This is a genomic window from Pseudomonas sp. M2(2023) (assembly GCF_030263955.1).
Taxonomy (GTDB): domain Bacteria; phylum Pseudomonadota; class Gammaproteobacteria; order Pseudomonadales; family Pseudomonadaceae; genus Aquipseudomonas; species Aquipseudomonas asiatica.
In genome coordinates, this window is record NZ_CP127114.1 from 5,233,998 (window position 1) to 5,258,051 (window position 24,054).

Here is a 24,054-nt window from a genome sequence, read left to right on the forward strand (position 1 = left end):
ACGGGCTGCGCCGATGCTCCCAAGGGAGCGCTTACAGGATCAGGAGTTCGTTCGACATGCTGCACTCGCCTCGTCTCACCCAGCTGGCCCTGTCCATCGCCCTGGCGGTCGGCGCGCCCCTGGCCACTGCCGCGGAGCCGGCCAAGCCGGCCGCAGTACCGGCCACCGAGGTGACCGCCAAGGCGCCACTGCCGCTTGAAGAGCTGCGCACCTTCGCCGAGGTCATGGACCGTATCAAGGCGGCCTATGTGGAGCCGGTGGATGACAAGACCCTGCTGGAAAATGCCATCAAGGGCATGCTCAGCAACCTCGACCCGCACTCGGCCTACCTCGGCCCAGAGGACTTCCAGGAGCTGCAGGAAAGCACCAGCGGCGAGTTCGGCGGGCTGGGCATCGAAGTAGGCCAGGAAGACGGCTTCATCAAGGTGGTCTCGCCGATCGATGACACCCCGGCCTCGCGTGCCGGCGTGCAGGCCGGCGACCTGATCGTCAAGATCAACGGCGCCCCGACCCGTGGCCAGACCATGACCGAAGCGGTCGACAAGATGCGCGGCAAGGTCGGCGAAAAAATCACCCTGACCCTGGTGCGCGACGGCGGCAACCCCTTCGACGTGACCCTGGCCCGCGCGGTCATCCAGGTCAAGAGCGTGAAGAGCCAGCTGCTGGAGAACGACTACGGCTACATCCGTATCACCCAGTTCCAGGTCAAGACCGGCGACGAAGTAGGCAAGGCCCTGGCCAAACTGCGCAAGGACAACGGCAAGAAGCTGCGCGGCGTGGTGCTGGACCTGCGCAACAACCCGGGCGGCGTGCTGCAGTCGGCGGTGGAAGTGGCCGACCACTTCCTGACCAAGGGCCTGATCGTCTACACCAAGGGCCGCATCGCCAACTCCGAGCTGCGCTTCTCGGCCGACCCGGCAGACGCCAGCGACGGCGTGCCACTGGTTGTGCTGATCAACGGCGGCAGTGCCTCGGCCTCGGAAATTGTCGCCGGCGCCCTGCAAGACCAGAAACGCGCCGTGCTGATGGGCACCGACAGCTTCGGCAAAGGCTCGGTGCAGACCGTGCTGCCACTGGCCAACGATCGTGCGCTGAAGCTCACCACCGCGCTGTACTTCACCCCCAACGGCCGCTCGATCCAGGCCCAGGGCATCGTCCCCGACATCGAAGTGCGCCCGGCCAAGCTCACCGCCGAAGCCGACACCGACAACTTCAAGGAAGCCGACCTGCAGGGCCACCTGGGCAACGGCAACGGCGGCGCCGACCGACCGACCGGCAGCGGCAAGCGCAAGGAGCGCCCGCAGGATGACGACTTCCAGCTGAGCCAGGCCCTGAGCCTGCTCAAAGGCCTGAACATCACCAAGGGCGACTGATCCACCCCATGCGTTATCTGCTGTGTCTGCTGTTCTGCCTGATGGCCGGGGTCGCGCAAGCGGCACCGGCCAGCAAGGCCTACATGAGCATCATCATCGACGACCTGGGCCAGAGCAGCGAGCGCGACAGCCGTACCTTGGCCCTGCCCGGCCCGGTGACCATGGCGATCATGCCCGACACCCCGCATGCCACAACGTTCGCCCGTCAGGCGCACAAGGCCGGCAAGACGGTGATCCTGCACATGCCCATGGACCCGGCCACCGGCCCTTACGCGTGGCACCCCGGCACGCCGATCGATGAACTGGCCAAACGCCTGGACGCAGCCCTGGCCAAGGTTCCGTATGCCGCCGGCATCAACAACCACATGGGCAGCCTCATGACCGCCCAGCGTGAGCCGATGGCCTGGCTGATGGGAGAACTGCAGCGCCGACACCTGTTCTTCGTCGACAGCCGCACCAGCGCCGCCACCGTAGCGGCGGCCGAGGCCCAGGCGCTGGGGCTGGCACATGTTTCGCGGGATGTGTTCCTGGATGACGTGCGCACCCCCGAGGCGATTACCCTACAGCTTCAGCAAGGCATCGCACTGGCGCGCAAGCAGGGTTCTGCCGTGCTGATCGGCCACCCCTACCCGCAGACACTTGAAGTATTGGCGCACGAGCTACCACACCTGCGCAGCCAGGGCGTCAGGCTGATAAACCTGCAGCAGATGATCGCCGAGCGGAGTAATCAGGCCATGCCCGCACATGGCAAGCATGGCCGCTACAGCAACCGCTGAAACATCCACCACTTGGCCGCTGCACTATTCGGGTGGAAGCCTTCAGTCGAACGGAATGATCCCGTCTACCTGCTCCAGGCGCAGGTCACCGCGGTAGATCGATAGCAGCTCTTTACGCTGGGTCGCTGCACGCAACTGGGCCTTGCGCCCTAGCTTGCGCTCCCTCCAGAGCTTGAGGTGGCCTTTGACGAACTCGCGTGCCGCTGCACTTTCACTCGTATAGTGGAAGTGCGCCTCCCACACACAAATGCCCTGTGTTCGCCCAGTCGCCGGCGGCCGACGGATCTCGTAGATGTCGAGGTAGTCCTCGACACTGATCCGCTTCCGCTCAGGGACGCGAGAGATGGTCACTAGGCGCCGCTTCCACAGAAACCGCAAACTTTCAGCCGTGGGACGGTGGCTAGAAAGGTATAGTTCCGTCAAACATTCATCATGCGAAGTTTCCAGCCGGGTGATGCCATCGCTCAGCGCCTCGATCACCTGTTTCGTCGAGTCGAGACGCGGCAACCGCCCAAGCACTTCTTCAAGTTTTTCCTTATGCCCGTCAATGATGGTTGAAAGACTAATGGGCTGATCAGACTTGATATATTGCCTGGCAAGCTTGATGACCGACTCGATGTCACCTATCAGCGCTTGCGCCTGCTTGGTGAGCGCACCCGAAGCCACGGGCGTTACTAAATCCTCTGGAGTAACCGTGACATCCTCGACCCACTTCCCATCCTTTTCACGGAACGTTTTCAGCACGGCCTTGCGATAGTCGAGTTGCTCTATGACCGACCGCCCATCGACCTCCCGCTGTAGGCCGACAACGCTCCTGCCCCGCTGGGTCCGCACGACTCGGCGCTTACCGCCGCGGGCGGGGTAAAGTGATACCCGCGGCCTTGGCTGCTCGGCCAGCTCCTGCTCGCGCACGAGCTCCTCAAACGCAGCCTCGGCCCTTGCCTTCAATCCCTTCAGAACCCTTCGGTAGTCTTGCAGCGACGCCGCTCTGATCGCCTTGCCGCCAAAACTGCGCAGGTACTCACTCATGGCCAGCGCCTGCTCGTAGGCGTCCACCACACCTTTCAGAATTTCAATGCGTTCCACGGTAGAGAACACGCCTCCCGCAAGATCTGCATGAGCGGCCCCGGCGCTCTGCAATTCAGGCCCATTCAGATAGGCCTCGTATTCCACGAGTACGCGCTCGTCGACCTCCGCCAGGCGGTCCAGGCTAGCTTCCGCCAAGTCCGTCAACTGACGAAACGCCAGGTCTGTTGCCGACAGCCGACGCCGCTCGATGAGACCGTTGAGTTCCTTCGTTTTACTCATACTCTTGCCAGTGACGGCATCGGTAAAGACAATCTCGTCGTCCTTGAGCGTGCACTCCAGTAGCCGGTCGAAGTCGACCAATATTTTTTCAAGGTCGCGCTCCCACTCCACCACTTGCTGAAGCTTTGTGTAGAAGTCCCGATAGTGCTGCTTCTCACCTTCCAGTTCAGGCAGGACGACCAGGGATTCGGCAAGCGTGTTTATATCAGCAGCGTTAATCAGGCTCGCCAATTCGTTGTAGTAACTTTCGCAGTTCGAGATCAGCTCTTGCCGGCTTGAACTGCGTTGCTGCTTCAAGGCGTCTTCCAGGCTGAGCCCATAAGAGCTCAGCGGAATGATCTTGGTGAGTACCTCATCGTGCTCGAGCGCGTTGCGTATCACACTTTTCAAATCAGCCAGAACCCGCAACTTGGCTTGGTGATTGAGTGACTCCAGGAGTTTGACCTGTTCACTGCCGCTGCTTCTGGCCGCCTCGAGCTTCTTGGTACTGTCCAGCAGAAACTCACGATGTTTGCGGAATTCCTCGCTAAGTGCGTTATTTTTCAGGGTCAAGTTTTTTTCAAGGTCCATCAATTCTTCAAGCTTCTGCCTGTTCTGCCGCTGCAGAATTTCCCGGCGGGTTTTCGGCCCTCCACCCAACAGTCGCAATGACCGGTCGATGCGCCATGCGCCGTTTTCCAAACTTAGCCAAGGCCCGATGCTGCCCTGCGGACCGACGATGCGGACCTGATCAGTGATCAGCTCGACCCTGTAGACCTCTGCACCCATCTGCGCATATAGCCGATCTTCGATCTGGTACAGCCCTTTGGTAGAGCCTGAAACCACCGGCGTTCGAGCGCTCAAGTCCTGGCCCGAGCGTAGCGCCTTGAGCGATTCACGCTGGGACGGTGTTATCCAGTTGAAACCCTGGTTTCCTCGCCAGGAGAAGTCCAGTTGAATGCCAGTCAGAGACCCTGGCAGCCCCACCTTGCCTTGAGCAGGCACCACCTGCTGCTGGCTGCCTGACGGCAAGGGCCGAGCGCCCCACTCCAACGCCACGGCAGAAGGGGGCGACGCCAGTTGTGGGCCGGGCAACCGCGCGTGCATCAGGGTCATGCCGACGTTGAGTATCAGGTCGACCACCGCAGCCGAACGCTCGAACTCGCTGCCTTCACTCAAAGCCGACACATCGTCCCTGACTGCCGCAACACCCTGCGCCAACCAGGCCACAACGGCGACAGGCCCTCGCAGCAGCGGCGTAACGGTCTGGAACAGCAACCAGGCACCGCGCTCGAGCAGCGCCCAGCGGCTTTCGGCATTGGACGTGACATCTTGCTCTGCAATCGCCACCAGCAGGTCACGATTGGCGTTGTAGAGCTTGGTATCCACATCGATGCTCCACAGACGCAGGGCAAGCTGTGCCGACTCAGGCAGCAGCAAAGGGTCTCCTCCCACGTGCACCAGGCGAGTGTCAGCGCTCAGATCGCTGTGGTAGAACGCACGCGCTTCAGCGCTCATCCACTGCAAGATGCTCGCTTGCAGCGACTCCGACTGGGCAATGTAGGCTTTGAGTTTATCCAGGCTGGCAAACTCCCGGAGCGCTTCGCTTTTGTACAATGGCCGATAGAGCAGAACCACGGAAGGCTCCGCGCAATACAGCAGGTACATGCCCGAGACCAGGTCGTAGCGTTCGGACTGGGTAGCCGTGGTGAATGCCAGCGGGATCAACGACGCCGCCGGCCCCGCGCTGTAAAAGCCTCGGCAGTAGTCGGTAACAACCTGCAGACCGGCATCACTGAGCCTGCGCTCCAGCCTCGCGTCGAGCGCACTGAATATCATCGTCTGCCGCCATTCGCGGGCAAAACGCTCGACCCGTTGCGGGCGCTTCACGGGCTCGTTCATGGCCTGCGCCACATACGCGGGATATTTGCCGCCTATATCAACGCGCTGGACCAGTTCACGCAGGTAGGCGCCTGTCAGCCAAGGCATGATCAACTGGTCATTCTTATGCCGGATACCGGTGATGACGGCATCACCCAGCGAGCTGAGGTGACCGATGGCGAATTCGGTCAACGTCTTGTCGGCAAGCCGTACCCACGGCTCCCCACCGCCCGCCCCAGTAGCAGCACCACCCGGCACGCCTTGGGACAACTTGAGCTCCAGTATCAGATCATCAGGCTGGTAATTGGCCTCGAGCGGATAGTCCGCCAGTAGCGCTTCGCGAAGTTTCTGGCGGGTATAGGAATGCAGATCCAGAATCTCATCCGGCGCCGTGGAGCCTTCGCATATCGCCTGCTCCAGGGCCAGTTCGAATACCGCATCCTGATAGGCAAAACTGTCAGCCGCCTTGGCCTTGAGCAGGCCAGGCAGGGGCTTCGCCGGCTCATCCTGACCGACGAAGTAGCCGTCGATGAACCACTGCTCCGGGGCGCTCAGCGCGTCGAACACCTGCTCCAGTTCCGCCACGTTACCCAGGTGATAATGCCGGACGCCGCTGGCACGGGTAAGCATATTGTCCAGCAGAAGTGCCGTTTGCTGGGCGAAAATATCGCCTTCCAGCTCCTGACGGTGCCAGGTGAATGCATCGTATTGGAACCGTTCAGCCAATGTGTCCCGCAGGGCTTCGGCAAACTCATCAAGCGAATCGAACGCACGAACAACGCTTGAGGGAGAACACCACAGCACGACCTGCCTTTCATCCCATTCTCCGGTAACCAGCAGCATGGTCTGCATCTCGCGGGTTTGCTGCCCGCGCAAATCCAGTTGCACTTCCACGACGAACACCGAAGGCGATGCCGTACCACCACCCAGCAGCCCGTGCACACAGGCCTGCTGCTGGGCATCCAGGCCCTGCAGAGGCAAATTACTCAGCAATGCTGTCTTCAGCAGCAACTGCAACCAGCGGTCGCGTGACACACCTGCTGAGCCAATGGCTTGCCAGTAGTCGATCTGCGCCTGGCACCAGTCTTCGTCCAACTGCGCGATCAATGCGTCGAAACCATCCGTCCCGGCAACCAGTTGTATCACACCGAATGCGTCATCGGCCCCTGGGAACAGGAAAGGGGAAGCCAGAGTCAGCGCAAAAGCTCGCCCGTTTATCGGCTCCAGATCTAGCGACTTGCCATCCAGCCAAGCCTGCAGCACTGCATCAATCAGGGGCTTTCGATCCCAGTGCGGCTGGCTTGGATGAGGTATCAGCAGCTCCAGCGCTTCAGCGGTAAGTACCGGTTCGACATCAGTCAACACTGGGTGCCGCACTTTCAGCTGCGCCAGCAATTGGTCGCCGACCACCTTTCGCAGGGTAGGTCGGCCTGCGAACTGGCGAGCGACCGCCGCCTTGAAATCGAATACAGAATCAGGGGGGGTTGGCATGACAGGTCCTCTTGTTGGTGGGGTGGCCAACCTAGAGAAACCGCTCTTATCCATGGTGCTGGATAAATAGCACCCGCCCAACAAAAAAGGCCCTGTTCTTGGGAACAGAGCCTTTCTCACTCAACGCAGCGATCAGCTGTACACACGCCCCAGCAACTGGCGGTGGCTTTCGAACTGGTCCAGCACATCACGCACGATCTGCTCCGGCGCAAAGCCCATCAGGTCGTACTCCTGGCTGCCATCGTGCAGGTACACCTCGGCGCGGTAGAAGCGCTGGCGCACTTCCGGCTCACCTTCCACCGGCGCTTCGCTCGGCGCGGCCAGGTAGCCATCCAGGCTTACTTCATAGACGAACGGGTTGCCCTCTTCCATCAACACCCGCAGGCCCATCATGTTGCGCGACTGGCCAACCCGGGTTTCCACCTCGAAGCCCAGGGTCTGCAACTGCGCGGCGGCTTCTTTCAGCGCCGGGCTGACCTGCTTGTCCATGAAACGCTGCACCACGGCCTGGGTCGGCTGCAGTTCCAGCTGGGTCAGGCGCTCGCTGAAGCCACGACGGCCACGTGCGGCCAGCTCGGCACGCTCCTGCTCCACCACCACGTCCTGCTTCATGGCCTTGTACAGGCCGAACATGAACAGCACCAGCACCACCGAGAACGGCAGGCCCGCCAGTACCACCATGGTCTGCATGGCCTCGAAGTTACCGGCGAACAGCAGGCCGATGGTGACCAGGGTGATGACCACCGACCAGAACACCACCATCCAGTGCGGGGCGTCTTCGTCAACCTTGCCACCTTTGCACGACAGGTTGGCCATCATCACCGCTCCGGAGTCGGCCGGGGTGAGGAACAGCACGAAGCCGACGAACACCGCTACACCGATGACGATCTTGGCCGCCGGGAAGTATTCCAGCAGCTGGTAGATCGACATCGACGGCTGTTCCAGGGCGGTCTTGCCGAGTTCCACGGCGCCCTGGTTGATCACCAGGTCCAGCGCGGTGTTGCCGAAGATCGACAGCCAGGCCAGGGTGAAGCCCAGCGGGATCAGCAACACGCCGCTGACCAGTTGGCGCACGGTGCGGCCCTTGGAGATACGGGCAATGAACATGCCGACGAACGGGCCCCAGGAGATCCACCAGGCCCAGTAGAACACGGTCCACAGGCCCAGCCAGCGCTCGGACTTGCCGGCTTCGCCTTCATACACATAGAGGTCGAAGGTTTTCAGCACGATGCCGTTGAGATAGTCGCCGATGTTCTGCACGAAGCCGTTGAGCAGGTGCAAGGTTTCGCCGCCCAGCAGGACGAAGATCAACAGGCCGCTGAACAGCACGATGTTCAGGTTGGACAGGCGGCGAATGCCGTTTTCCACACCCGAGACCGCCGCCACGGTGGCAACGCCGGCCATGACCAGGATCACCACCAGCAGGTTGGTCTTGCTGTGGTCCATGCCGAACAGGTATTCCAGCCCGGAGGCCACCTGCATCGAACCGATGCCCAAGTTGGTCACCAGGCCCAGAAGTGTGACGAACATGCCGAAGATGTCCACGGCATTGCCGGCAGCACCCTTGACCCAACGCTCACCCACCAGCGGGTACAGCGCCGAGCGCAGCGCCAGCGGCTGGTTGTGGCGGTAGGCGAAGTAACCCACGGCCAGGCCGACCAGGGCGTAGATCGCCCAGCCATGCAGGCCCCAGTGCAGGAAGGTCAGCTGCAGGCCCTGGCGCGCTGCGTCGAGGCTGGCAGAAGTGCCTTCCGGTGGGTTGAAGTAGTGGTCCAGCGGCTCGGAGGCGCCGAAGTACAACAGCGAAATGCCGATACCGGAGGAGAACAGCATGCCGGCCCAGGCGCCATAGCTGAAGTCGGGCTGGTCATCCTTGCCGCCAAGCTTGAGCTTGCCGTAGTCGGAGAAGGCCAGGTAGATGACGAACAGCAGGTAACCGCCGATTACCAGCATGTAATACCAGCCGAAGGTGCGCGTCAGCCATTTCTGGGCTACGCCCAGCACTTGGCCGGCGGTTTCGGGTACAGCGATAAGCAAGGCAGTCAAAACGAGAATCATCAGCGCGGAGGTGAAGAACACCACGCGGTTGACCCGTACCCTCTCGGCCGGAGGGTTGGTAAGTGAGGCAGAACTCATTGCACGAATGCTCCGGGCAGTGCGGCTGTGGAGGCTAATCAGTCTTTCCCGAGCAATTGGTGGAATATCCCCACTGCATCAGGTGTTATAAAAGCACCCTTGGAAACCGTGATCCCGAATCGATACGTTGCAAAAAACAGACAGGTGGCCTGCTGCAAATGCCACGCCTCAGCTGAGGTGCGCGCATTCGTCACAGATCACCCCGCCCGCTCCAAGGGCCCGCCGCAGGGTCCATGACCGCACGGCAGAATCTGCATTTCGCATCGCTCATGCCCGTCAACGCCTTGTATTCAGGGGGTTACGCGATTTCCTGGGGTGTCAATCCGTGCTTTCTCGACCGCCTTAAAAACTGTCAATGGCACAAATTGTCGCAGAGCTTATTCTTTATTGATTGAACGTTCAATCAAAACAAAATAGACTGGCCTTCGCCGAGTCAGCCGCCCGTCGTCTGCTCGCAGGCCTGAGGAGAACGCAAGATGCCCAAGGTCGGTATGCAACCCATCCGCCGCCAGCAGTTGATCGAAGCCACGTTGCAGGCGGTCGATCAGGTCGGACTGGGTGACGCCAGCATTGCGCTGATTGCCCGTTTGGCCGGTGTGTCGAACGGCATCATCAGTCACTACTTTCGGGACAAGAACGGCCTGATAGCAGCGACGATGGGTTACATCATGAACATGCTCAACGAAGGTGTCAGAGCACGTCGCCAGGCCCTGACGGACGACAGCCCGCGCGCCCACCTGAAAGTGATCATCGAGGGCAACTTCGATGCCAGCCAGGTAAACGGCCCGGCGATGAAAACCTGGTTGGCCTTCTGGGCTTCCAGCATGCACCAGCCCGATTTGCACAGGTTGCAGCGGATCAACGACCACCGCTTGTATTCCAACCTGTGCTGCCAGTTCCGCCGCGCCCTGCCGCTCTACCATGCGCGCAAGGCAGCCCGCGGCCTGGCAGCTTTGATCGACGGCTTGTGGCTGCGTGGCGCCCTGTCGGGTGATGCATTCGACACCGACCAGGCGATACGGATTGCTTACGAATACATGGATCTACAACTGGCTAAACAGCACACCCTGGGTACAAACGACCAGGCCGCTGAACAACCGCGCACGGCCCTTGCCAACCCAGCAGGAGCGTGACGCGCAAGCCAAACCACACACTGCACTTGCGAGGACACTATGGCCCGTTTCGGAACGCAAAAACTCTACATTGATGGCGCTTACGTCGACGCTGGCAGCGATGCCACCTTCGAAGCCATCAACCCGGCTACCGGCGAAGTCCTCGCCCACGTGCAACGTGCCACCGAGGCTGACGTCGAGAAAGCCGTCGAAAGCGCCGAGCGTGGCCAGAAAGTCTGGGCCGCGATGACCGCCATGCAGCGTTCGCGCATCCTGCGCCGCGCCGTCGAGATCCTGCGCGAGCGCAACGACGAGCTGGCCATGCTGGAAACTCTGGACACCGGCAAGTCGTACTCGGAAACCCGCTACGTCGACATCGTCACCGGCGCCGACGTGCTGGAGTACTACGCAGGCCTGGTTCCGGCCATCGAAGGCGAGCAGATCCCGCTGCGTGAATCGTCCTTCGTCTACACCCGCCGCGAGCCGCTGGGCGTGACCGCCGGTATCGGCGCCTGGAACTACCCGATCCAGATCGCCCTGTGGAAATCCGCTCCGGCCCTGGCCGCCGGCAACGCGATGATCTTCAAGCCGTCGGAAGTCACCTCGCTGACCACCCTGAAACTGGCCGAGATCTACACCGAAGCCGGCTTGCCGAACGGCGTGTTCAACGTCCTGACCGGCAGCGGCCGTGAAGTCGGCACCTGGCTGACCGAACACCCACGCATCGAAAAAGTCTCCTTCACCGGCGGCACCACCACCGGCAAGAAGGTCATGGCCAGCGCCTCGAGCTCGTCGCTCAAGGAAGTCACCATGGAGCTGGGCGGCAAGTCGCCACTGATCATCTGCGCCGACGCCGACCTGGACAAGGCCGCCGACATCGCCATGATGGCCAACTTCTACAGCTCGGGCCAGGTTTGCACCAACGGCACCCGCGTGTTCATCCCGGCTGAAATGAAAACTGCCTTCGAGGCCAAGATCGTCGAACGCGTTGCCCGCATCCGCGCTGGCAACCCGGAAGACGAAAACACCAACTTCGGCCCGCTGGTCAGCTTCCAGCACATGGAAAGCGTGCTTGGCTACATCGCCAAGGGCAAGGAAGAAGGTGCCCGCGTGCTGTGCGGTGGCGAGCGTCTGACCGCCGGTGATTTCGCCAAGGGTGCATTCGTGGCCCCGACCGTGTTCACCGACTGCACCGACGACATGACCATCGTCAAGGAAGAGATCTTCGGCCCGGTGATGAGCATCCTCACCTACGAAACCGAAGAAGAAGTTATCCGTCGTGCCAACGACACCGAGTACGGCCTGGCCGCCGGTGTCTGCACCAACGACATCACCCGCGCCCACCGCATCATCCACAAGCTGGAAGCCGGTATCTGCTGGATCAACGCCTGGGGCGAATCGCCGGCCGAAATGCCGGTCGGTGGCTACAAGCAGTCGGGCGTCGGCCGTGAGAACGGCGTCAGCTCGCTGGCTCAATACACTCGCATCAAGTCGGTCCAGGTCGAGCTGGGCGGCTACAACTCGGTCTTCTAAGGCCCTGTCCAGCCACGCCCGTGCCTCAGCGCACGGGCGTTCCTGCTCCCTGAACACCGCCAACACGAGGGTACTTTCATGTCCCAAGAATTCGATTACATCATCGTCGGTGCCGGTTCGGCCGGTAACACCCTGGCGACCCGCCTGACCGAAGACGCAGGCGTCACCGTATTGCTGCTGGAAGCCGGTGGCCCCGACTACCGCTTCGACTTCCGCACCCAGATGCCAGCAGCCCTGGCCTTCCCGCTGCAGGGCCGCCGCTACAACTGGGCCTACGAGACCGATCCGGAGCCGTACATGGACGGCCGCCGCATGGAATGCGGTCGCGGCAAAGGCCTGGGTGGCTCGTCGCTGATCAACGGCATGTGCTACATCCGCGGTAATGCCCTGGACTTCGATGGCTGGGCAGAACTGCCAGGCCTGGAAGACTGGACCTATCTGGACTGCCTGCCGTACTTCCGCAAGGCCGAAACCCGCGACATCGGCCCGAACGACTACCACGGTGGCGAAGGCCCGGTCAGCGTGACCACGCCGAAAGCCGGCAACAACCCGCTGTTCCACGCCATGGTCGAAGCCGGCGTGCAGGCCGGTTACCCGCGCACCGAAGACCTGAATGGCTACCAGCAGGAAGGCTTCGGCCCGATGGACCGTACGGTGACCAAGAACGGCCGCCGCTCCAGCACCGCCCGCGGCTATCTGGACCAGGCCAAGAAGCGCCCGAACCTGACCATCGTCACCCACGCCCTGACTGACCGCGTGCTGTTCGACGGCAAGCGCGCCATCGGCGTGACCTACCTGGTCGGTGACAGCGAAGAGCGCGTTGAAGCCCGTGCCCGCAAGGAAGTCATCGTCAGCTCCGGCGCCATCGCTTCGCCGCAGCTGTTGCAGCGCTCCGGCGTTGGTCCGCGCGCCCTGCTGGAAAGCCTCGACATCCCGGTGGTGCACGATCTGCCAGGCGTTGGCGAAAACCTGCAGGACCACCTGGAGCTGTACCTGCAGTACGCCTGCACCCAACCGGTGTCGCTGTACCCATCGTTGCTGTGGTGGAACCAGCCGGCCATCGGTGCCGAGTGGATGTTCAACGGCACCGGCATCGGCGCCAGCAACCAGTTCGAGGCCGGTGGTTTCATTCGTACCCGCCCTGAATTCAAATGGCCGAACATTCAATATCACTTCCTGCCAGTGGCCATTAACTACAACGGCTCCAATGGCGTGAAGGAACACGGCTTCCAGGCACACATGGGTTCCATGCGCTCGCCTGCCCGCGGCCGCATCCAGGCCAAGTCGAAGGACCCGCGCCAACACCCGAGCATTCTGTTCAACTACATGTCCACCGAGCAGGACTGGCAGGAATTCCGTGACGGCATCCGCCTGACCCGTGAAATCATGGCCCAGCCGGCACTGGACCCGTACCGTGGCCGTGAGATCAGCCCCGGCGCGCACGTGCAGACCGATGAAGAGCTGGACAAGTTCATCCGCGAGCACGCCGAAACCGCCTTCCACCCGTCCTGCTCGTGCAAGATGGGCACCGACGACATGGCGGTGGTCGACGGCGAAGGCCGCGTGCATGGCATGAAGGGCCTGCGTGTGGTCGATGCGTCGATCATGCCGCTGATCATCACCGGTAACCTCAACGCCACCACGATCATGATCGCCGAGAAAATCTCGGACAAGATCCGTGGCCGCAAGCCGCTGCCGCGCAGCACTGCCAAGTACTACGTGGCGGGCGATGCACCGGTGAAGGGCAAGCCGATGCGCGAGGTCAAGCAGGCGTAAGCCTGCACCGGCCTCTTCGCGGCTAAAGCCGCTCCCACAGGGCTCACACAGGTTTTGAAACTGTGCAGTACCTGTGGGAGCGGGTTCACCCGCGAAAGGGCCCGCCCAGGCAACACCCGAAAAGGCACCCACCGCGGTGCCTTTTTTTCATCTGCAGAAACGCTTTACAGCCTGCCAATTCATCAGGTTAGAATCATTTGGCACGCGACCTGCTAGCGTCATGCTATCAAGTCCCCTCCCCCGCGGTCCCCGGAGTACCTGCCTTTGGATGCAAGCACCATCAACAGCCTGTTCCTGATCGGCGCATTGCTGGTGGGCGCAAGTATCCTGGTCAGTTCGCTGTCGTCGCGCCTGGGCATCCCTATCCTGGTCATCATCCTTGCGGTCGGCATGATCGCCGGCGTCGATGGTGGCGGCATCATCTTCAACAACTATCCGACCGCCTACCTGGTGGGCAACCTGGCGCTGGCCGTGATCCTGCTCGACGGTGGCCTGCGCACACGGGTGGCGAGCTTCCGCGTGGCGCTGTGGCCGGCGCTGTCGCTGGCCACCATCGGCGTAATGATCACCACCGCCCTCACGGGCCTGGTCGCCGCCTGGCTGTTCGACCTGAGCCTGATCCAGGGCCTGCTGATCGGCGCCATCGTCGGTTCCACCGACGCTGCGGCGGTGTTCTCGCTGCTCGGCGGCAAAGGCCTGAACGAGCGGGTCACCGCCACCCTGGAGATCGAGTCGGGTAGCAACGACCCGATGGCAGTTTTCCTCACCGTCACCCTGATCGACATGATCGCCAGCGGCCAGACCGGCCTGCACTGGAGCCTGCTCACCCACCTGCTGCGCGAATTCGGCATCGGCGGGCTGGTGGGCCTGGGCGGCGGCTGGCTGATGCTGCAACTGGTCAACCGCATCAAGCTGGCTGGCGGCCTGTACCCCATCCTGGTGATCGCCGGCGGCCTGGTGGTGTTCTCGCTGACCAACGCCCTGCACGGCAGCGGATTCCTTGCCGTGTACCTGTGCGGCCTGGTGCTGGGCAACAAGCCCATCCGCAGCCGCCACGGCATCCTGCACATGCTCGACGGCATGGCGTGGCTGGCGCAGATCGGCATGTTCCTGGTGCTGGGGCTGCTGGTCACGCCCCACGACCTGCTGCCCATCGCCCTGCCGGCGCTGGGCCTGGCGCTGTGGATGATCCTGGTGGCGCGCCCGCTGTCGGTGGTCGCCAGCCTGTTGCCGTTCAAGGCCTTCCACGGCCGTGAAAAAGCCTTCATTTCCTGGGTCGGCCTGCGCGGTGCGGTTCCGATCATCCTCGCGGTGTTCCCGCTGATGGCCGGCCTGCCGGACGCCCAGCTGTTCTTCAACCTGGCCTTCTTCATCGTGCTGGTGTCGCTGCTGGTGCAAGGCACCAGCCTGCCGTGGATGGCCAAGCTGCTGAAAGTGACGGTACCGCCAGACCCGGCGCCGATCTCCCGTTCGGCGCTGGAAGTGCACATCACCAGCGAGTGGGAAATGTTCGTCTACCGCCTGGGTGCCGAAAAATGGTGCATCGGCGCCGCCCTGCGCGAGCTGAAGATGCCCGAAGGCACGCGAATCGCCGCGCTGTTCCGGGGCGAGCAACTGCTGCACCCGTCCGGCAGTACGGTACTGGAAGTAGGCGACATGCTCTGCGTGATCGGCCACGAGCACAACCTGCCGGCCCTGGGCAAGCTGTTCAGCCAGGCACCACAACGTGGCCTCGACCTGCGTTTCTTCGGCGACTTCGTGCTCGAAGGCGATGCCGAACTGGGTGCGGTGGCAGCGTTGTACGGTCTGAAACTCGACGGCCTGGACGCGAAAATGCCACTGGCCCAGTTCATCCGACAAAAGGTCGGAGGCGCTCCAGTAGTAGGTGACCAGGTCGAATGGCATGGCACGATCTGGACCGTGGCCACCATGGACGGGAACAAGATTCAGAAAGTAGGCGTCAGATTCCCCGAAGGAACGCGACCCGGACCAGGATTGTTCCTCTAAACTTCGTTTCTGCCGGATCCACAAGTAGTCTGCCTATGTCCCTGCGCGTGTACCTCCGCACAGCCCTGTTCGGGCTGTGCCTGTCTCTCTCGTTCGCCGCTGGCGCGGCCGAGCTTCCCACCACGACTAGCATCCAGAGCAGCCTGAACAAGATTTCCCAGCCCAAGGGTGCCGAGGCCGACCCCAAGGCTGCGCAACAGACACCGGAGCAGAAGGCCCAGCAACAGGTGCTGGAACAGACCCTGGCACTGCTGCTCAGCAAGGAAGACAGCGAAAAGAAGCTTGAGGCACTCAAGCAGCAATTGGCTGGCGCGCCCAAGGAAACCGCCGACAGCCAGCGCGAGCTGATCAAGCTCAAGGCCAGCAAGCCACTGCCGGTGGCCCAACGCTACGCCACCCTGAACGTGCCACAGCTGGAGCAGATGCTCAGCGAGCGCAGTACGCAACAAGGCGAACTGCAAAAGGCACTGTCGGATGCCAACAGCCTGATCATCAACTCGCAGACCCGCCCAGAGCGGGCTCAGGCAGAAATCAGCAACAACCAGACACGTACCCAGCAGATCAACCTCAGCCTCAAGAGCGGCAAGGAGAACGGCAAGCCACTCAACAGCGACCAACGCAACAAGCTCAATGCCGAGCTGGCGTCGCTCAATGCCCTGACCTCGTTGCGTCGCCAGGAACTGGCCGGCAACGGCCTGCTGCAGGACCTGGGCAATGCCCGTCACGACCTGCTGATCGAGCGCGCCACACGAATGGAGCAGGAAATCCAGGACCTGCAATCGCTGATCAACGAAAAGCGCCTGGCCCAGTCGCAGCAGGCGGTCACCCAGCAATCGATCGAAGCGCAGAAAGCCGGCGGCAGCACCCTGCTGGCCAACGAAAGCGCTGCCAACCTGAAACTGTCCGACTACCTGCTCAAGAGCACCGACCGCCTCAACGAGCTGACCCAGCAGAACCTGCGCAGCAAGCAGCAGCTAGACAGCCTGACCCAGGCCGACCAGGCCCTCGATGAACAGATCAGCGTGCTCAAGGGCAGCCTGCTGCTGTCCAAGATCCTCTACAAGCAGAAACAGGCCCTGCCGCACCTGAAAGTGGACCGCGACCTGGCTGACCAGATCGCCGATATCCGTCTTTACCAGTTCGAGGTGAACCAGCAACGCGAGCAGATGAGCAGCCCCGCCGCGTACGTCGACAACCTGCTGCTTGGCCAGCCACAGGAGCAGGTTACCCCTCAGCTGCGCAAGGCGCTGCTGGAGGTGATGATTACCCGCGTCGACCTGCTCGAACGCCTCAGCCGGGAGCTGTCGGCACTGCTCAACGAATCGATCACCTTGCAGCTCAACCAGAAGCAGCTGCTCGGCACCGCCCAGGGCTTGCGCACCACGCTCGAAGAGCAGATGTTCTGGATTCCCAGCAACAAGCCACTGGACTGGGAATGGCTGAGCCTGGTGCCGGCACGCTTTGCCGACCAGGTAGCCAGCCTGCCCTGGGGTTCGGGCCTCAAGGAACTGGCCGATGGGCTGGGCCAGCGCCCGCTGCTGTTCCTGCCCTTGCTGTTGGTGATCGGCGGCCTGCTGTGGCGGCGCAAATACCTGTACCAACGGCTGGGCAAGGTGCACCAGGACATCGGCCACTTCCGCCGTGACAGCCAGTGGCACACGCCCCAGGCGATCTTCATCAACATCCTGCTGGCAATGCCGGTCAGCCTGGGCCTGGCCCTGTGCAGCTACGCCCTGCAGATCGACGCCCGCGGGCAGAATGCCAACCTCGGCGCCGCCCTCTGGCAACTGGCCCAGGCCTGGCTGGTGTTCTACACCGCCTACCGCATCCTCGCCCCGGGCGGCGTGGCGGAAATCCACTTCCGCTGGCACAAGCCGCAGGTCGAGTTCCTGCGCGGCTGGGTGCGGCGCCTGGGCACCGTGGTACTGGCACTGGTCGGTGTGGTGGCGGTGGCCGAACATCAGCCTTCGGCGCTGGCCGATGATGTGCTGGGTATCGGCGTGGTACTGACCTGCTACGCACTGATGGCCTGGCTGCTCAGCCGCCTGCTGCTCAGCAGCCCGGCACACCGCGACACCTCGCTGTTCCGCAAGGCCGTGGGCGTGGCCTTCACCGCCCTGCCCATCGCCCTGTTCGTGGCCGTGTGCTTCGGCTACTACTACACCGCGCTGAAACTTACCGACCGGCTGATCTACACCCTGTACCTGCTGCTGTTCTGGCTGGTGATCGAAGCCGCGTTCGTGCGTGGCCTGTCGGTGGCGGCACGGCGCCTGGCCTACCAGCGCGCGCTGAGCAAGCGGGCGGCGGCCAAGGAAGGGCTGGATGGCGAAGTCATCACCGAAGAACCAACGCTGGATATCGAACAGGTCAACCAGCAGTCGCTGCGCCTGATCCGCCTGGCCCTGCTCGGCGGCTTCATCGCCGGCCTGTACTGGGTGTGGTCGGACCTGATTTCGGTGTTCGCCTACCTCAACAATTTCACCCTGTACGAGTACTCCAGCGGCACCGGAGCCACCGCCAGCATGGTGCCGATCAGCCTGGGCGACTTCCTCGGTGCGCTGGTCATCATCGGCATCACCTTCGCCCTCGCACGGAACTTGCCCGGCCTGCTCGAAGTCCTGGTGCTGTCGCGGCTCAACCTGGCCCAGGGCAGTGCGTATGCCACTACAACCTTGCTGTCCTATGTCATCGTCGGCGTCGGTATCGTCAGCACCCTGTCGACCCTTGGGGTCAGCTGGGACAAGCTGCAATGGCTGGTGGCCGCGCTGTCGGTGGGCCTGGGCTTCGGCATGCAGGAGATCTTCGCCAACTTCATCTCCGGCATCATGATCCTGTTCGAGCGCCCGGTACGGATTGGCGACACCATCACCATCGGCAACCTGTCGGGCACGGTGAGCAAGATCCGCATCCGCGCCACCACCATCACCGACTTCGACCGCAAGGACATCATCGTCCCCAACAAGACCTTCATCACCGGCCAGCTGATCAACTGGTCGCTGACCGACACGGTCACCCGGGTAACGCTGAAGCTGGGCATCGACTATGGCTCGGACCTGGACCTGGTGCGCGACCTGCTGCTCAAGGGTGCCCACGAAAACCCACGCGTGCTCAAGGACCCGGAGCCGATCGTGTACTTCCTCAACTTCGGCGAGAGCTCGCTGGACCACGAGCTGCGCATGCACGTACGCGACCTGGGCGACCGCAACCCGACGCTGGACGAGATCAACCGCTACATCAACCGCGAGTTCAAGGCGCACAACATCAAGATCTCGGTGCGCCAGGTCGAGGTGTTTCTGATGGATCCGAAGGGCGGTAAACAGCAGCTGATTCCGGTGGAGCAGCCGAAACCGGATGGCACTGCTTCGGCCTGAGTGGGCTCTAATACTTTATTCTGTGCAGAATCCCTGCGAGGGCTTCGCCCTCGTTCGCGGACGCGCCTGCTCCCACAAGGGCCGCGCCGCTCTCAGGCACTGCGCAATACCTGTGGGAGCGGGCTTGCCCGCGAAGGGCCGCAAAGCGGCCCCAGTCCATCAATTTCTGGAGCCGGCCCCGTGAAAGCCCTCGACCAACTCACCTTCGACAATCGCTTCGCCCGCCTGGGCGACGCGTTCTCCACCCAGGTCCTGCCCGAACCCATCGCAGACCCACGCCTGGTGGTAGCGAGCGAGTCGGCCATGGCGCTGCTCGACCTCGACCCAGCCCAGGCAGACCTGCCGGTTTTCGCCGAGCTGTTCAGCGGCCACAAGCTATGGGAAGAGGCCGACCCGCGGGCGATGGTCTATTCCGGCCATCAGTTCGGCTCCTACAACCCACGCCTGGGTGATGGCCGCGGCCTGCTGCTGGCCGAAGTGCTGAATGACCAGGGCGAGCACTGGGACCTGCACCTCAAGGGCGCCGGCCAGACGCCCTACTCGCGCATGGGCGACGGCCGCGCCGTGCTGCGTTCCTCGATCCGCGAGTTCCTCGCCTCCGAGGCCCTGCACGCCCTGGGCATTCCCAGCAGCCGGGCACTGTGCGTGATCGGCTCGAGCACCCCGGTTTGGCGCGAAACCCGCGAAAGCGCGGCCATGCTCACCCGCCTGGCGCAGAGCCATGTGCGTTTCGGGCATTTCGAATACTTCTACTACACCAGGCAGCCGGAACAGCAGCGCGTGCTGATCGACCACGTGCTGGAGCAGCACTACCCCGAATGCCGCGATGCCGAGCAGCCTTATCTGGCCATGTTCCGCACCATCGTCGAGCGCAATGCCGAGCTGATCGCCCGTTGGCAGGCCTACGGTTTCTGCCACGGGGTGATGAACACTGACAACATGTCGATCCTCGGCATCACCTTCGACTTCGGCCCGTATGCCTTCCTCGACGACTTCGACGCCAACTTCATCTGCAACCACTCCGACGACCGTGGCCGCTACAGCTACGCCAACCAGGTACCGATCGCCCACTGGAACCTCAGTGCGCTGGCCCAGGCGCTGACCACGGTGATCGAAGTCGAACCGCTCAAAGAGGCGCTGGGCCTGTTCCTGCCGCTGTACCAGGCACACTACCTGGACCTGATGCGCCGCCGCCTGGGCCTGACCACCGCGGAAGAGGACGACATGGCGTTGGTCGAGCGCCTGTTGCAGCGCATGCAGAGCGGTGGTGTGGACTACAACCTGTTCTTCCGCAAGCTGGGCGATCAGCCCGTGGCCGAGGCGCTGAAGGTGGTGCGTGACGACTTCATCGACCTGGCCGGTTTCGATGCCTGGGGGGCGGACTACCTGGCCCGTTGCGAGCGCGAAGCGGATAATGTCGAAGGGCGGCGTGAGCGCATGCATGCGGTGAACCCGCTGTATGTGCTGCGCAACTACCTGGCACAGAAAGCTATCGAAGCGGCCGAAGCGGGGGACTACAGTGAAGTGCGACAGCTGCATCAGGTGTTGAGCAAACCGTTCGAGGAGCAGGCCGGGATGCAGGGCTATGCCGAACGCCCGCCGGAATGGGGCAAGCACCTGGAAATCAGCTGCTCCTCCTGACCAACTCCGAACCCTGTGGGAGCTGGCTTGCCGGCGATAGGGCCCGAACAAACAACACAAGGAATTGATATGTCCGAACCACTGGTTATCCCCTGCCCCCACTGTAACGGCCTCAACCGCCTGCCCGCCGAGCGCCTGGGCGACGCGCCGAAATGCGGCCGCTGCAAACAGGACGTGCTGCTGAGCACCCCCTTCGAACTCACCGAAGCCAGCTACGCCAGCCAGATCAAAGGCGACCTGCCACTGCTGGTCGACATCTGGGCCGACTGGTGCGGCCCGTGCAAATCCTTCGCCCCCACCTTCGAACAGGCCGCCCGCCAACTGGCCGGCCGCTGCCGCCTGGCCAAGCTCGACAGCGAAGCCAACCGCAACCTGGCCGGGCAACTGGGCATCCGCTCTATCCCCAGCCTGCTGCTGTTCAAGAATGGCCGTGAAGTCAGCCGTCAGGCCGGGGCGTTTCCACTCCAGTCATTGCTGGAGTGGTTGCGTAGCCAGGGGGTTTAAGCGTTCTCTTCGAGCAGCGAATGCAACTCGACAAACTGCTGGGTCAGCTTGTGCCTGGGCTCTAGGTGAATCAGCGGAAGGCTGGCATGGTGCGACTCACGCATCTTCACCGAGCTGCCCAGGTACACCGGTAGCACCGGGAGCCCTTCGGCCAGCAGCTCGTCGAGCATCTGCTGTGGCAGGCTGGCACGGGACTGGAACTGGTTGACCACGATGCCTTCGACCACCAGGTCTTCGTTGTGGTCATCCTTGAGCTCTTCGATCTCAGCCAGCAGGCCATACAGGGCCTGGCGCGAGAAGCTGTCGCAGTCGAAAGGAATCAGCACGCGATCGGCGGCGATCAGTGCGGAAACCGCATAGAAGTTCAGCGCTGGCGGGGTATCGATGTAAATGCGCTCGTAGTCCTCGTCCAGTTCGTCGAGCAACTTACGCAGCTTGTTGATCTTGTGCTTCGCCTCAAGCTTCGGCTGCAGATCGGCCAGCTCGGCCGTGGCGGTGACCACATGGAGGTTGTCGAACGGGGTTTCGTAGATATCGACCTGGTTCTTCTTGCTGAACGGCCCGCTGGACAGGCTTTGCTTGAAGAAGTCGGCGATGCCCATGGGGATATCGTCGCCGGTCAGGCCAGTCAGGTACTGGGTCGAGTTGGCCTGGGCATCCAGGTCGATCAGCAGGGTCCGATAACCTTCGCTGGCGCTCACAGCCGCCAGGTTGCAAGCGATGCTCGACTTGCCCACACCACCTTTCTGATTGAACACCACGCGCCGCATGATTGACCTCCGTGTATCAACGAATGCCCGAGTATGTGGCGCCGCTGCGGCAATGACCAGTGCCATTTGCCCGGAACAACTACACTGCCCCGCCAACCACCTGCCCCGTGAGCAACTCGGCAAATGCCCGTGCCATCGCCGACCCACCATGCTCGCGCTGCACCAGCCACACAGCCGACATCGCCCCTTCATCCAGCAGCGTACGATAGACCACCCCCTCGATGCGCATGCGCTGGAACGACGCCGGCAGCACCGATACCCCAAGCCCTGCCGATACCAGCCCGATGATGGTCATCGCCTCCCCCGCCTCCTGGGCAAAATGCGGGCTGAAACCCGCCTGGCGCGCCAGGCTCAGCAACTGTGCGTGCAACCCGCTGCCATAGCTGCGCGGGAAGAACACGAACGGCTCATGAGCCAGCGCGGCCATTTGCACGCCATGCTCCGTGCCTTCGGCCAACGGATGCGAGGCATTGATCACTGCCACCAGCGGCTCGCGAAACAACTCGGTGGCCATCAGCCCTTCCGGCAGCGGCATCGGCCGCATCAGCCCGACCTCGATGGACTCGTCGAACACCCCTTCCGCCACATCGCGGCTGCTCATTTCCTTGAGGTTCAGGTGCACCGCCGGGAAGCGCTGGCGAAACGCGTGGATGGCCTTGGGGATCTTCGAGGTGAACGGTGCCGAGGAGGTAAAGCCGATCTTCATCTCCCCCAGCTCCCCCAACTGCGCACGCCGGGCGACATCGGCAGCCTTTTCCACCTGCGCCAACACCTGACGGGCCTCCTCGAGGAACAATCGACCCGCCTCGCTCAGCTCCACCCGACGGTTGGTGCGCTCGAACAGCCGGGCACCCAGTTCCTGCTCCAGCGCTTGGATCTGCTGGCTCAAGGGCGGCTGCGAAATACCCAGTTGCTGGGCAGCGCGGCCAAAATGCAGCTCTTCGGCCACGGCGATGAAGTAACGCAAATGGCGCAGTTCCATGATCAGCTCCGAACAGGTCGCAAAACATCTCAAATAGGTCGAACAATATATTGGATCTAATCATTAGCCAGCTATATGCTTTTTTCATTGCGCCAGAGGTACCCCCCGTGAAAACTGCTGCAGCTGCCCTTCCCGCCGAGCCCGAACCTGCCCCGCTGAACGAAATGTGGATCGAAAAAGGCACCCCCGCCTTCATGAAGACCGTGCTGGCGCTATTCAGCGGCGGCTTCGCCACCTTCGCCCTGCTGTACTGCGTGCAGCCGATGATGCCGTTGCTGTCGAAGGAATTTGCCATCAATGCGGCGCAGAGCAGCCTGGTGCTGTCGGTCTCCACAGCCATGCTGGCGTTCGGCCTGCTGATCACCGGCCCTATCTCCGACCGCATCGGGCGCAAGCTGGTGATGGTGTTTGCCCTGGTATGCGCCGCCCTTTCCACCCTGGCCAGCGCGGTGATGCCGAGCTGGGAGCTGGTACTGGCCACCCGCGCCTTGGTCGGCCTGTCGCTGAGCGGCCTGGCGGCGGTGGCGATGACCTACCTGAGCGAAGAGATCCACCCGCAGCACATTGGCCTGGCCATGGGCCTGTACATCGGCGGCAACGCCATTGGCGGCATGAGCGGGCGCCTGATCACCGGCGTGCTGATCGATTTCGTCAGCTGGCACACGGCGATGCTGACCATCGGCGGCCTGGCCTTGGTTGCGGCGCTGGTGTTCTGGAGGGTGCTGCCCGAATCGCGCAATTTCCACCCGCAGGCGATGAACCCACGAAGCCTGCTGGATGGCTTCGTCATGCACTTCAAGGATGCCGGACTACCCTGGTTGTTCCTCGAAGCCTTCCTGCTGATGGGCGCCTTCGTCACCCTGTTCAACTACATCGGCTACCGCCTGCTGGCCGAGCCCTATCACATGAACCAGGCGCTGGTCGGCTTGCTGTCAGTGGTGTACCTGTCTGGCATCTACAGCTCGGCGCAGGTCGGCGCGCTGGCTGACAAACTGGGCCGGCGCAAGGTGTTCTGGGCCAGTATCGTGGTGATGGCGGGCGGTTTGCTGATGACCCTGGCCAGCCCGCTGGTGATGGTGATCCTCGGTATGCTGGTGTTCACCTTCGGCTTTTTTGGCGCGCACTCGGTGGCCAGCAGCTGGATCGGCCGCAGGGCTTTGAAGGCCAAGGGACAGGCGTCGTCGTTGTACCTGTTCAGCTATTACGCCGGGTCGAGTGTGGCCGGTACGGCGGGCGGGGTGTTCTGGCACCAGTGGGGCTGGAATGGCATCGGGCTGTTCATTGGCGGCCTGCTGGCGGTGGCGTTGCTGGTGGCGCTGCACCTGAGCAGGCTACCACCGAAAACTGCTTGAGGCCCATTCGCGGGTAAACCCGCTCCCACAGGGACCGCGTTGGAAATAAGGGAAGCGCCGTA

The 24,054-nt window shown here is 62.5% G+C and carries 14 protein-coding genes; 10 read left to right on the top strand and 4 right to left on the bottom strand.

Annotated elements, in window-relative coordinates; all coding sequences use genetic code 11:
• Window positions 1-56 precede the first annotated feature (56 nt).
• Together QN085_RS24010 and QN085_RS24015 are read left to right on the top strand one after the other, a co-directional pair.
• Window positions 57-1,373 carry a S41 family peptidase gene (locus tag QN085_RS24010; protein ID WP_023660970.1) on the top strand — a complete coding sequence of 439 codons (1,317 nt, stop codon included), beginning with the start codon at window positions 57-59 and terminating at the stop codon, window positions 1,371-1,373.
• Window positions 1,374-1,381: 8 nt separating this feature from the next.
• Window positions 1,382-2,149, top strand: coding sequence for a divergent polysaccharide deacetylase family protein (locus tag QN085_RS24015; RefSeq protein WP_023660969.1), 768 nt, complete (start codon window positions 1,382-1,384; stop codon window positions 2,147-2,149).
• Window positions 2,150-2,191: 42 nt separating this feature from the next.
• Here the strand turns inward: QN085_RS24015 and QN085_RS24020 are convergent, their stop codons facing one another.
• Both QN085_RS24020 and QN085_RS24025 read right to left on the bottom strand, forming a co-directional pair.
• Window positions 2,192-6,808 (bottom strand): dermonecrotic toxin domain-containing protein, encoded by a 4,617-nt coding sequence (locus QN085_RS24020; protein ID WP_285688731.1) that lies wholly within the window; start codon window positions 6,806-6,808, stop codon window positions 2,192-2,194.
• Between the two features lie 132 nt (window positions 6,809-6,940).
• Window positions 6,941-8,887, bottom strand: a complete 1,947-nt coding sequence (locus tag QN085_RS24025; RefSeq protein ID WP_230684671.1) for a BCCT family transporter — start codon at window positions 8,885-8,887, stop codon at window positions 6,941-6,943.
• Window positions 8,888-9,420: 533 nt separating this feature from the next.
• On the opposite strand from QN085_RS24025, the gene betI reads away from it, so the two are divergent.
• The 7 genes from betI to trxC all read left to right on the top strand — a co-directional run bounded on the left by betI (window position 9,421) and on the right by trxC (window position 20,888).
• The gene (gene betI, locus QN085_RS24030) at window positions 9,421-10,077 is read left to right on the top strand and encodes a transcriptional regulator BetI (protein WP_003259891.1); all 657 of its coding nucleotides are present in this window, start codon (window positions 9,421-9,423) and stop codon (window positions 10,075-10,077) included.
• Between the two features lie 39 nt (window positions 10,078-10,116).
• Entirely contained in the window at window positions 10,117-11,589 is a 1,473-nt protein-coding gene (gene betB / locus QN085_RS24035; RefSeq protein WP_013974588.1) for a betaine-aldehyde dehydrogenase, read from the top strand.
• A gap of 78 nt (window positions 11,590-11,667) precedes the next feature.
• Window positions 11,668-13,365: a choline dehydrogenase gene (gene betA / locus QN085_RS24040; protein WP_013974589.1), complete on the top strand. Its 1,698-nt coding sequence runs from the start codon at window positions 11,668-11,670 to the stop codon at window positions 13,363-13,365.
• A gap of 264 nt (window positions 13,366-13,629) precedes the next feature.
• A complete protein-coding gene (locus tag QN085_RS24045; RefSeq protein WP_013974590.1) occupies window positions 13,630-15,372 on the top strand; it encodes a potassium/proton antiporter in 1,743 nt (580 codons plus the stop codon).
• Window positions 15,373-15,407: 35 nt separating this feature from the next.
• A complete protein-coding gene (mscK, locus tag QN085_RS24050; protein WP_013974591.1) occupies window positions 15,408-18,743 on the top strand; it encodes a mechanosensitive channel MscK in 3,336 nt (1,111 codons plus the stop codon).
• A gap of 180 nt (window positions 18,744-18,923) precedes the next feature.
• On the top strand, window positions 18,924-20,384 hold the full coding sequence (selO, locus tag QN085_RS24055; protein WP_023660966.1) for a protein adenylyltransferase SelO: 1,461 nt from the start codon (window positions 18,924-18,926) through the stop codon (window positions 20,382-20,384).
• 69 nt (window positions 20,385-20,453) lie between these two features.
• Entirely contained in the window at window positions 20,454-20,888 is a 435-nt protein-coding gene (trxC, locus tag QN085_RS24060; RefSeq protein WP_013974593.1) for a thioredoxin TrxC, read from the top strand.
• On the opposite strand, the gene QN085_RS24065 is transcribed toward trxC, so the two are convergent.
• Together QN085_RS24065 and QN085_RS24070 are read right to left on the bottom strand one after the other, a co-directional pair.
• Window positions 20,885-21,658, bottom strand: a complete 774-nt coding sequence (locus QN085_RS24065; RefSeq protein ID WP_013974594.1) for a ParA family protein — start codon at window positions 21,656-21,658, stop codon at window positions 20,885-20,887. The genes trxC and QN085_RS24065 overlap by 4 nt on opposite strands.
• Window positions 21,659-21,737: 79 nt before the next feature.
• Window positions 21,738-22,640, bottom strand: coding sequence for a LysR family transcriptional regulator (locus QN085_RS24070; RefSeq protein WP_023660965.1), 903 nt, complete (start codon window positions 22,638-22,640; stop codon window positions 21,738-21,740).
• A gap of 107 nt (window positions 22,641-22,747) precedes the next feature.
• On the opposite strand from QN085_RS24070, the gene QN085_RS24075 reads away from it, so the two are divergent.
• On the top strand, window positions 22,748-23,992 hold the full coding sequence (locus QN085_RS24075; protein WP_023660964.1) for an MFS transporter: 1,245 nt from the start codon (window positions 22,748-22,750) through the stop codon (window positions 23,990-23,992).
• Window positions 23,993-24,054: the final 62 nt, after the last annotated feature.

Bases quoted from the DNA above. Each gene is read 5' to 3' on its own strand.
- QN085_RS24070 (WP_023660965.1), bottom strand. From the start codon at position 22,640: ATGGAACTGCGCCATTTGCGTTACTTCATCGCCGTGGCCGAAGAGCTG.
- betI (WP_003259891.1), top strand. From the start codon at position 9,421: ATGCCCAAGGTCGGTATGCAACCCATCCGCCGCCAGCAGTTGATCGAA.
- betA (WP_013974589.1), top strand. From the start codon at position 11,668: ATGTCCCAAGAATTCGATTACATCATCGTCGGTGCCGGTTCGGCCGGT.
- QN085_RS24010 (WP_023660970.1), top strand. From the start codon at position 57: ATGCTGCACTCGCCTCGTCTCACCCAGCTGGCCCTGTCCATCGCCCTG.
- mscK (WP_013974591.1), top strand. From the start codon at position 15,408: ATGTCCCTGCGCGTGTACCTCCGCACAGCCCTGTTCGGGCTGTGCCTG.
- trxC (WP_013974593.1), top strand. From the start codon at position 20,454: ATGTCCGAACCACTGGTTATCCCCTGCCCCCACTGTAACGGCCTCAAC.
- QN085_RS24015 (WP_023660969.1), top strand. From the start codon at position 1,382: ATGCGTTATCTGCTGTGTCTGCTGTTCTGCCTGATGGCCGGGGTCGCG.
- QN085_RS24065 (WP_013974594.1), bottom strand. From the start codon at position 21,658: ATGCGGCGCGTGGTGTTCAATCAGAAAGGTGGTGTGGGCAAGTCGAGC.
- QN085_RS24020 (WP_285688731.1), bottom strand. From the start codon at position 6,808: ATGCCAACCCCCCCTGATTCTGTATTCGATTTCAAGGCGGCGGTCGCT.
- betB (WP_013974588.1), top strand. From the start codon at position 10,117: ATGGCCCGTTTCGGAACGCAAAAACTCTACATTGATGGCGCTTACGTC.